Here is an 8,300-nt window from a genome sequence, read left to right as displayed (position 1 = left end):
TATCGCGCAACTCGCCGATCTGGATCAGGATATCGCAGGCGGTGGCGAGCCCGATGCCCGGGCGATCCGACAGATTGAGATCGACCCGTACATCGGGATGCGTCGCATGATAATCGATCACCAGCCCCACGACATAGGCCCGTCCGAAACCCAGCGGGGCGACCACCCGCAACACCCCCGCATTCTTGCCGCCGCGCTGGGCGAGCTCGTCTTCCATCCGGGTGAACTGCAACAGAATCTCATTCGCCCGTTTGAACAGCAATTCGCCGTCGCTGGTCAGTTTCAGCCCGCGATTGGATCGCTCGACCAGCCGCAGCGCCAGCTTGCGCTCGATATGCGTCAATCGCTGGCTGACCGCCGGGGGCGTGATCCCCAACGTACGCGCCGCCGCCGCCAATGACGCCGACGATCCCACCGTGACGAACAGTTCGAGGTCGTCGGCCGACAACATAAGATGCACCTTATGGTTACACTAAGCGAAGCCAGCATAGCGCAGCGAGCAGCCGGCGGTACAACCCCCTTTCGCCACACCGACATGGAGCAACCGGTGCCAGCACAGTCCGCGGCAACCCCGATCACCCAATTGGATACCCCCGCGCTTCTCCTCGATCGCGCGACGATGGACCGCAACATCGCGCGGATGCGCGACAAGATCGCGTCGCTCGGCGTCGCGCTTCGGCCGCATGTCAAAACCGTGAAATGCCTGGAGGCGATCGAGCGCATCGCGCCCGGGCGCGGCGCCGTCACGGTCTCGACGCTGCGCGAGGCCGAGGAACTGGCCGCGGCGGGCTATCGCGATATTCTCTACGCCGTCGGCATCACGCCGCAGAAAGTCCCGCGCGTGCAGGCGCTGCGCCGGCGCGGTGTCGACCTCAAGGTCATCGTCGACAATCACGAGGTGGCGGCGGCGGTGTGCGCGGGCGGTTTCGACACGAGCGATCCGATCCCGACGCTGATCGAGATCGACACCGACGGGCATCGTGCCGGCGTGCGCCCCGACGACGCCGCGCTGCTCGGAACGATCGCCGGCGGGATCGGCGGCGCGCTCCGGCTGGGCGGGCTGCTGACCCATGCCGGGGGCAGTTACGAATGCCGCTCGATCGAGGCGCTGAAGGCGAGCGCGGCGCAGGAGCGGGACGGGATCGCCCGCGCGGCGGCGATCCTGCGCGAGACCGGCCACCGGCTCGACATCATCAGCATCGGCTCCACCCCGAGCGTGCTGTTCTCCGAAAACATGACGGGCGTGACCGAGGCGAGAGCGGGTGTCTTCGCCTTCTTCGATCTCGTGATGGCCGGGATCGGCGTGTGCACGCCGCAGGATATCGCGCTGTCGGTGCTGGCGACCGTCATCTCGGCACAGGCGGATCGTGGACGGCTGATCGTCGATGCCGGATGGATGGCGATGTCGCGTGATCGCGGCACCGCCCGGCAGCCGATCGATCAGGGCTATGGCATGGTCTGCGATCTCCACGGCACGCCTTATCCCGATCTCATCATGATCGACGCCAATCAGGAACATGGCGTGCTCGGTCTCCGCTCCGGAAGCGCGGCGGCCTTCCCTGACCTTCATGTTGGCGATCAGGTGCGTATCCTCCCCAATCACGCCTGCGCGACCGCCAGCCAGCATGACGCCTATCAGGTGACAGACGAAGCGCGCGGCGCAATCATGCATGTCTGGCCCCGCTTCGGAGGATGGTGATGAGCGATATCGTAGCAATACAGACGACCGAGGCGCCCGCGCCTGCCGGGCATTATTCGCAGGGCATTGCGTGCGGCGATCTGGTGTTCGTCTCCGGGCAATTGCCGGTGCGCGACGGCGGGGATCATTCGCTGGCGCAGGAGGGATTCGAACCCCAGGCGCGCCGGGCGTTGGCCAATCTGCTCGCGGTGCTGAAGGCGGGCGGCGCCACGCCGCGCGACGTGCTGCGCGTCACCATCTATCTCTCGGATGTCGCGGACTGGCCGTCGTGCAACGCGATCTACGCGGAGTTCTTCGGCGACAGCCGCCCCGCGCGGACGATCGTTCCGGTCGGCCCGCTGCATTACGGCTATCGGATCGAAGTGGACGCGATCGCCCGGCGGCGCTGACGCGAGGCCTGGACCTGTGGGGCGAGCGCCCATAAAGGGCGCCTCCAATCAGAAGGAAACCCCTGTGAACAATACCGATCTCGCCGACCGTATCGCCGAGACGCACGGCCTGACCAAGGCCGATGCCCGCAAGATCGTCGACAGCGTATTCGCCGTCCTCGTCGAGGCATCGACCAAGGGCGAGGAAGTCTCGCTCAACGGCTTCGGCAAGTTCAAGGTCAAGGACACGCCCGCGCGCCAGGGCCGCAACCCCGCGACCGGCGCCGTGATCGAGATCGCCGCGTCGAAGAAGCTGACCTTCGCGCCCGCCAAGGCGGTCAAGGACAAGCTGAACGGCTGATGGGTATCGAGGCGGTCCGCGCCTTCTTCGCGGCGCGGGCATCGGACGTAGTTATTGTCGAACAGGCCTCGAGCACCGCGACCGTGCTCGAGGCCGCCGACACGCTCGGTGTCACCCCGGGCCAGATCGCCAAGACCCTGTCGCTCAGGGTCGGCGAGCATGTGGTCCTGATCGTGACCGCGGGTGACACGCGGCTCGACAACCGCAAGGTCAAGGACATGCTCGGCGGTCGGCCGCGTATGCTATCGGCTGAAGAAGCCGAACAATTGACCGGCCATCCCGTCGGCGGCGTCTGCCCGTTCGGGCTTGCGACGCCGCTCCCGGTCTATTGCGACCTGTCGCTGCGCCGCTTCGATCAGGTCTATCCCGCCGCCGGCGCGCGCACCGCCTCGGTGCGGTTGAGCCCCGATCGCCTGGCGGCACTGGTCGGCGCCGAATGGGCCGACCTCTGTTCCTTGCCGGGCTCGGCTTGAAATGGCGTGATCGGCAGAACCGGGAACGTCTTCTGCCTTTCTCTCTTTCCGTTTCGCGGGCGGATAGCGGCGGTGCGATGTGTACGGCCGGCAGATTTTCACGCGCTCGCCGGTCGCGCGTCGGACGATCACGCGTGTTCGCGAAACGCAGCAATTCCGGCAATGCGCTTGTATCCGCCGAAGCTGCGCGCCAGCTAGCACGCAACGCAACCGCTAGGGTTTCCCCTCATGAAGAAGATCGGGTTTCTCTCGTTCGGCCATTGGTCGGCGGCATCGCAATCGGCGACCCGTTCGGCCAGCGACATGCTGCTGCAATCGATCGACCTGGCGGTCGCGGCCGAGGAACTGGGCGCGGACGGCGCCTATTTCCGCGTCCATCATTTCGCGCAGCAGCTCGCTTCGCCGTTTCCGCTGCTCGCCGCCGTCGGTGCCCGGACTCGCCGGATCGAGATCGGCACCGGGGTGATCGACATGCGGTACGAAAACCCGTTCTACATGATCGAGGATGCGGGCGCGGCCGACCTCATCAGCGGGGGACGACTCCAACTCGGCATCAGTCGCGGTTCGCCCGAACAGGTGATCGACGGCTGGCGTTATTTCGGCTTTGCGCCCGCGGAGGGCGAGAGCGATGCCGATATGGGTCGGCGCCACGCCGAGGTTTTCCTCGAGCTGCTGGAGGGCAGGGGCTTCGCCCAGCCCAATCCGAATCCGATGTTCCCCAACCCGCCCGGCCTGCTCCGTCTGGAGCCTCATTCGGAAGGGTTGCGCGAGCGCATCTGGTGGGGATCGGGGGCGAACGCGACCGCAATCTGGGCGGCGCGGATGGGGATGAATCTGCAGAGCTCGACGCTCAAGGCCGACGAAACCGGCGAGCCCTTCCATGTCCAGCAGGCCAAGCAGATCCGCGCCTATCGCGAGGCCTGGAAGGAAGCAGGCCACAAACGCGAGCCCCGCGTGTCGGTGTCGCGTTCGATCTTCGCGCTGATGAACGACCAGGATCGCGCCTATTTCGGACGCGGCGACAGCAGCGACCAGGTTGGTATCATCGACAAGATGCGTGCGATATTCGGGCGGTCCTACGCCGCCGAGCCCGACGTCCTGATCGACCAGTTGCGCGCCGACGAAGCGATCGCGGAGGCCGACACCCTGCTCCTCACCGTGCCCAACCAGCTCGGCGTGGACTATAATGCGCATGTGCTCGAGGCGATCTTGACTCACGTCGCACCGGCGCTCGGCTGGCGCTGACGAGGCGACGCGGCGGCGGGGCAGGTCCGTCCGGTTCTATTGAAGGGGTAAGAAGCGGGCAGCGCTGTGGCGCCCGGCGCAACCATTTATCCAGTCTATCTGATCAGACTATCTTTACAGCTTACCTGTCGATCTGATAGCTAGTCCAACATGAGTGCCGAACCGGATGATCAGGGACCTGCGCCGACATCGCTTCTGGCGCAGGAGCTCCGCGCGCTGATGGGCAGGCTAAAGCGACGCTTGCGCGATCAAGCCCATATCGGGGACCTCGCGCCCTCTCAGGTGTCGGTCCTGCTCCGCCTGGAGAAGGACGGGCCCGCTACGGCGTCGAGCCTCGCCCGTGCCGAGGGGATGCGGCCGCAATCGATGGCTCCGGTGCTCACCGCGCTGAAAGATGCCGGTCTCGTGAGCGGAACGCCTGATCCCGCGGACGGACGGCAGACCCTGTTCTCGCTCACCGAGGCGTTTCGAAAGTCGGTCGAGGAGGGCCGCGCCGCACGTCAGGACTGGCTGACGCGTGCGCTTCAGATGCGGCTTTCGCCGCAGGAGCAGGGCGAGGTGGCAAGGGCTGTCGACCTGTTGAAGCGGCTCGTCGACGAGTGAAGGTGTTTCGCGGCCGCCAGCCGCGAAACCGATGCTGGAACTCAGGAGGATATTCCGATGGCGCTGACGATACTCGATCCGAACACCGCCCTGATCATCATCGATCTTCAGAAGGGCATCGTCGGCTTGCCTGTCATCCACCCCATAGATCGGGTCATCGAACGCGCCCGTGCGCTGGCCGACGCCTTCCGTCAGCGCGGCCTGCCGGTCGTGCTCGTCAATGTTGCTGGCGGGGCGCCGGGCCGGACCGAGCAGCCCCCTCAAACGGGCGCCCGTCCGGACGGATGGACTGACCTCGTTCCGGAACTGAACCGGCAAGCCGGGGATATCATTGTGACGAAGCGGACCTGGGGCGCCTTCGCCAGTACCGACCTCGAGGCCCGGTTGAAAGCGCGAGGCGTCACCCAGGTGGTGGTCGCAGGTGTGGCGACCGGAACCGGCGTCGAGGCGACGGCGCGTCAAGCTTATGAGGCGGGCTTCAACGTCACCCTCGCGCTCGACGCGATGACCGACATCCGCCCCGAGGCGCATGACTATAGCATCAGGAACATCTTCCCGCGGCTGGGGGAGACCGGCACGAGCCGGGAGATCATCGATCTCCTCCCGACGAAGGATGCCTGAGATGCCCTGGCTTTCACTCCTGTCATATGGCTTCGGCGGCGCATTCCTGGCGAATGCCATCCCTCATGCCGTCAGCGGCATGATGGGCAGGCCTTTTCAGAGTCCCTTTGCACAACCGCCTGGACAAGGGCTCTCGTCGTCGACCGTCAATGTGCTCTGGGGATTCTTCAACCTCTTCGTCGGCTATGTGCTGGTCTGTCGCGTCGGTGATTTCGCATTGAAAGATACGGCAGACGTCCTCGCCCTGGCCGTCGGCGCCTTCGCGATCGCGCTGTTTTCGGCACGGCATTTCGGTCGCTTCCATGGCGGCAACGGGCCGGCGCATCGATGAAGGCTCGCGCGAGCAACACCTTCCGATCGCTGCGAAGCTTCAATTATCGGGTCTGGGTAGGCGGTGCCTTCGTCTCCAACGTCGGCACCTGGGTCCAGCGCACCGCGCAGGACTGGCTGGTGCTCACGCAACTGACCCATCATGATGCCTCGGCGGTCGGCTGGGTCATGGCGCTGCAGTTCGGGCCGCAACTCATCCTGCTGCCGTGGACGGGCTTCGCCGCCGATCATTTCAACCAGCGCAAGCTTCTCATCGCCACGCAGGCGACGATGGGTGCGCTCGCTATTGCATTGGGGGTGCTCACCGTCACTGGCATCGTCCAGCTCTGGCATGTCTACGTCTTCGCCTTCCTGTTCGGCAGCGCTGCGGCTTTCGATGCCCCGGTGCGTCAGACCTTCGTTGCGGAACTGGTCGGGGACGAGGATCTGCACAATGCGGTGGCGCTCAACTCCACCTCGTTCAACGCCGCGCGGATCGTGGGTCCGGCCGTCTCCGGCATCGTGATCGCCGCGGTCGGCACGGGCTGGGCCTTTCTGATCAATGGCGCCTCCTTCGCCGCCGTGCTGGTCTCGCTCGCCTTCCTGCGCACGGCCCAGCTTCGCCCGAACGCCCGGGCCATCCGCGGGAGGGGAGGCTTCGCCGACGGGCTCCGCTATGTGCGGGATCGCCCGGACCTCAAGGCGATGCTCGTCATGCTGTTCCTGATCGGGACGTTCGGCCTGAACTTCCCGATCTTCATCTCGACCATGGCGGTCAGCGTCTTTCATACGGACGCCCGTGGATACGGGCTGTTGTCGTCGATCATGGCGATCGGCACGATGTCCGGCGCGCTTTTGGGCGCCGGGCGCGAAATGCCGCAGTTCCGGTTGTTGCTGGTCGGCGCCACGATCTTCGGTCTCGGCTGCACCTTCGCCGCCTTGGCGCCTGGCTATTGGCTGTTTGCTGGCGCGCTCGTCATCATCGGCGTGGCGGCGCTGACCCTCACCAACACGACGAACAGCCTGATGCAGCTCTCGACCGAGCCCGCCATGCGCGGGCGGGTGATGGCGCTGCGCGTCGGCATTGCGCTGGGCGGCACGCCGATCGGCGCCCCGATCGTCGGTTGGGTGGCAAGTCATTACGGTCCGCGCTGGGCGCTCGGCATTGCTGCGGCTTCGGGCTTTGCCGCCGCCATCGTGGCGCTGGCCACCGCTGGCCACCGCTGGCCGCCGCCGAGCAGGATAGCGCTAAGTTCGCGCCGACGGATAGCGATCGAAGGGGCGGCGAAGCGGGGCATTGGTCCGCACCCTGGCGCTTGATTTTTCTGACCGAACGGACAAATGTTAGCGCTAATATTCCAGACTCCCGATCCACACAGCGGGAGGGGTGCCAGGGGAGGAAATCCTGTGAAGATCGCTTTTGCTGCCTCGCTTGCGGCCGTCCTGATCGCGCAACCGTCGCTGTCGCAGACGCAGCCTCCCGTGATCGCCGAAGACTTCAAGCCGTCCTCGTTGAACCAGCCGGGGCAGCAATATCCGCAGGTCAATTCGCAAGGCTATGTCCGCTTCCGCATCGTCGCGCCCGCCGCGACAAGCGTGAAGGTGAGTCTGGGCCTTGGGGGCCGGGGCGGCACGGTCCTGAGCAAAGCCGCCGACGGAAGTTGGACGGGCACCTCCGAAGGGCCGCTGGACGAGGGCTTCCATTATTATCACCTCACGATCGACGGTGGCACGTTCAACGATCCCGGTGCGCTCAATTTCTTCGGATCGACGCGCTGGGAGAGCGGCATCGAGATTCCCGCGCGCGATGCTGATTTCTATGCGCTCAAGGATGTCCCGCACGGCCGGGTCGAGCAGATTCTATTTCCCTCGCGCAGCACCGGCGGCCCGCGCCGGGCGTTCGTCTATACGCCGCCGGGTTATGACAAGGACCCGAACAGGCGATATCCGGTCCTATACCTGCAGCACGGCTGGGGCGAGGACGAGACGGCCTGGTCCAGCCAGGGCCATGCCAACCTGATCCTCGACAATCTGATCGCCGCCGGGAAGGTGCGGCCGTTCATTATCGTCATGGCCTATGGCATGACCAACGATGTCCGGCCGGGCAGTCCCGGCGGGCTTGCCAGCTTCGACATCAAACCGTTCCAGACGCTGCTGCTCGACGAATTGATCCCCTATGTGGATCATGAGTTTCGCACCCTGTCCGACGCGGACCATCGCGCCATGGCGGGTCTTTCGATGGGCGGGTTCGAGACCAAGCTGATCGCGCTGAAGAACCTCGACAAGTTCGCGTATATCGGCCTGCTGAGCGGTGGTACCGTGTCGCTGGACGATATCAACGCAACTCCGGGGTATAAGGAGAAGGTCAAGTTGACCTTCGTGAGCTTCGGCAGCCGCGAACTCGAAGGTGGCCGGGCAGGCCCTCCCGGCGGCCCCCGCGTCGATCCGCGCGCGAACGCTGAGGCGCTCAAGAACGCCGGTATCAATAGTGCCTTCTATGTCTCGCCCAATACGGGACATGAATTCCAGTCGTGGCGGCGAAGCTTGCGCGAACTGGCGCCGTTGCTGTTCAAGGACTGACGATCGCCCGCCTATCTTTAACCGGCTGAGCTTCGGCGGGC

The 8,300-nt window shown here is 65.4% G+C and carries 11 protein-coding genes; 10 read left to right on the top strand and 1 reads right to left on the bottom strand.

Annotated elements, in window-relative coordinates; translation table 11 throughout:
- Positions 1-451, bottom strand: a 451-nt coding sequence (locus BGN95_RS14285) for a LysR family transcriptional regulator (RefSeq protein WP_286773045.1), incomplete at its 3' end; no start/stop codon positions are given.
- Between the two features lie 96 nt (positions 452-547).
- On the opposite strand from BGN95_RS14285, the gene BGN95_RS14280 reads away from it, so the two are divergent.
- The 10 genes from BGN95_RS14280 (at position 548) to BGN95_RS14235 (ending at position 8,259) form a co-directional block, all read left to right on the top strand.
- The gene (locus BGN95_RS14280) at positions 548-1,699 is read left to right on the top strand and encodes an alanine racemase (protein ID WP_286773044.1); all 1,152 of its coding nucleotides are present in this window, start codon (positions 548-550) and stop codon (positions 1,697-1,699) included.
- Positions 1,699-2,088, top strand: coding sequence for a RidA family protein (locus tag BGN95_RS14275; RefSeq protein WP_286773043.1), 390 nt, complete (start codon positions 1,699-1,701; stop codon positions 2,086-2,088). Before BGN95_RS14280 ends, BGN95_RS14275 begins: the two co-directional genes overlap by 1 nt.
- A 16-nt stretch (positions 2,089-2,104) precedes the next feature.
- A complete protein-coding gene (locus BGN95_RS14270; protein WP_286773042.1) occupies positions 2,105-2,428 on the top strand; it encodes an HU family DNA-binding protein in 324 nt (107 codons plus the stop codon).
- Positions 2,428-2,901: a YbaK/EbsC family protein gene (locus tag BGN95_RS14265; RefSeq protein WP_286773041.1), complete on the top strand. Its 474-nt coding sequence runs from the start codon at positions 2,428-2,430 to the stop codon at positions 2,899-2,901. The genes BGN95_RS14270 and BGN95_RS14265 overlap by 1 nt, the downstream gene beginning before the upstream one ends.
- A 228-nt stretch (positions 2,902-3,129) precedes the next feature.
- Complete coding sequence (locus tag BGN95_RS14260; protein ID WP_286773040.1) at positions 3,130-4,146, top strand: LLM class flavin-dependent oxidoreductase; 1,017 nt, start codon at positions 3,130-3,132, stop codon at positions 4,144-4,146.
- Positions 4,147-4,296: 150 nt separating this feature from the next.
- On the top strand, positions 4,297-4,749 hold the full coding sequence (locus tag BGN95_RS14255) for a MarR family winged helix-turn-helix transcriptional regulator (RefSeq protein ID WP_286773039.1): 453 nt from the start codon (positions 4,297-4,299) through the stop codon (positions 4,747-4,749).
- Positions 4,750-4,806: 57 nt separating this feature from the next.
- Positions 4,807-5,370, top strand: coding sequence for an isochorismatase family protein (locus tag BGN95_RS14250; RefSeq protein ID WP_286773038.1), 564 nt, complete (start codon positions 4,807-4,809; stop codon positions 5,368-5,370).
- 1 nt (position 5,371) lies between these two features.
- Entirely contained in the window at positions 5,372-5,701 is a 330-nt protein-coding gene (locus tag BGN95_RS14245) for a hypothetical protein (protein ID WP_286773037.1), read from the top strand.
- Positions 5,698-6,999 (top strand): MFS transporter, encoded by a 1,302-nt coding sequence (locus BGN95_RS14240; RefSeq protein ID WP_286773036.1) that lies wholly within the window; start codon positions 5,698-5,700, stop codon positions 6,997-6,999. Before BGN95_RS14245 ends, BGN95_RS14240 begins: the two co-directional genes overlap by 4 nt.
- An 87-nt stretch (positions 7,000-7,086) precedes the next feature.
- Positions 7,087-8,259: an alpha/beta hydrolase-fold protein gene (locus tag BGN95_RS14235; protein ID WP_286773035.1), complete on the top strand. Its 1,173-nt coding sequence runs from the start codon at positions 7,087-7,089 to the stop codon at positions 8,257-8,259.
- Positions 8,260-8,300: the final 41 nt, after the last annotated feature.

The sequence above is a fragment of the Sphingomonas sp. 66-10 genome, assembly GCF_001897045.1.
In the GTDB taxonomy this organism is placed as follows: Bacteria; Pseudomonadota; Alphaproteobacteria; order Sphingomonadales; family Sphingomonadaceae; genus Sphingomonas; species Sphingomonas lycopersici.
The sequence above is the reverse complement of the archived record's forward strand: the minus strand, read 5'-3'. Positions and strand labels throughout refer to the sequence as shown.